The following is a 1194-nucleotide window of genomic DNA, read 5'->3' on the forward strand; positions in this document are numbered from 1 at the left end:
CGGCGCCTGGTGCGCTGCGCTCCCTCCGCCTCGGCGCTTGATGCGTCCTTCGGATGCCGAGCGCTCCCGCAAGGCGGAGGATCGTCCTCGTACTGGACGTACGTGGACGACTCCGACAACGCGGCGAGCGTACGTGCCAGGCGTCGCCGAGATAAGAGGTCCTAACAGAAGTCACTATCGGTGTGACCGTCGGCTTGGATGCTCGTTGGGCTGTTCGTGGGGAAGAGAGAGTCGCGTCCGTGGGTCGTCTCGGATGAACTGTGGTCGCTGATCGAGCCGTTGTTACCTGATCCGGGGCCGAAACTGGTGGCCGGTCGGCCGAGGGTGCCGGATCGCCAGGCGCTGTGCGGGATCCTGTTCGTGTTGCATACCGGGATCCAGTGGGAGTACCTGCCGCAGGAGCTGGGCTTCGGTTCGGGCATGACGTGCTGGCGTCGGTTGGCAGCTTGGAACGAGGCCGGCGTCTGGGACCGGCTCCACCTTGTGCTGCTGTCAAAGCTGCGAGCGGCGAGACAGCTCGACTGGTCGCGGGCGGTGATCGACTCCTCCCACGTGCGAGCCGCTCGGCGAGGCCCAAAAGCGGGCCCAGCCCGGTCGACCGCGCACGGCCGGGCAGCAAGCACCACATCCTCGTCGACGGCCAGGGCATCCCACTCGCGGTGTCTCTGACCGGCGGAAACCGCAACGATGTCACCCAGCTGATGCCCCTCCTAGCGAAGATTCCCTCCGTCCCTGGACTCGTCGGACGACCACGCCGACGGCCTGACATCCTCCTCGGCGACCGTGGCTACGACCATGACAAGTACCGCCGTCTGGTCTGGGCGCAGGGCATCAAACCGGTCATCGCCCGCCGCGGAGTGCCGCACGGTTCCGGGCTTGGTGTTCACCGCTGGGTTGTCGAGCGCACAATCGCCTGGTTCCACGGCTTCCGACGTCTCCGCGTCCGCTGGGAAAGACGCGACGACATCCACGAAGCCTTCCTCGGGCTCGCCACCTGTCTCATCACCCACCGACACGTCCAACGCCTTTGTTAGGACCTCTAAGGACCGCGAAGTCCTTCGCGGAGGTCAGGACCGGCTGGAGGATGATCAAAGGCTCGGCTGTGGTGTCACCGGGCGCGGTGAGGAAGACCCGCGGACCGTGAAAGGCGGTCACCAGCCAGCGCGCCCCGCTGAAGGTGATGGTGTCGCCGAG

Annotated in this window: 2 protein-coding genes; one reads left to right on the forward strand and one right to left on the reverse strand. The window is 66.4% G+C overall.

Annotated features, from left to right (window positions below; genetic code table 11):
- Positions 1-198: 198 nt before the first annotated feature.
- A protein-coding gene (locus DVH02_RS08045; RefSeq protein ID WP_114623018.1) for an IS5 family transposase occupies positions 199-1034 on the forward strand; the annotation gives its coding sequence in 2 pieces (ribosomal slippage) (positions 199-574 and positions 574-1034; 837 coding nt in all).
- On the opposite strand, the gene DVH02_RS35960 is transcribed toward DVH02_RS08045, so the two are convergent.
- The coding region (locus DVH02_RS35960) for a hypothetical protein (protein WP_233518095.1) at positions 1003-1194 on the reverse strand (192 nt) is incomplete at its 5' end. The two genes, DVH02_RS08045 and DVH02_RS35960, sit on opposite strands and share 32 nt — an antisense overlap.

The organism is Streptomyces corynorhini, assembly GCF_003346515.1.
In the GTDB taxonomy this organism is placed as follows: domain Bacteria; phylum Actinomycetota; class Actinomycetes; order Streptomycetales; family Streptomycetaceae; genus Streptomyces; species Streptomyces corynorhini.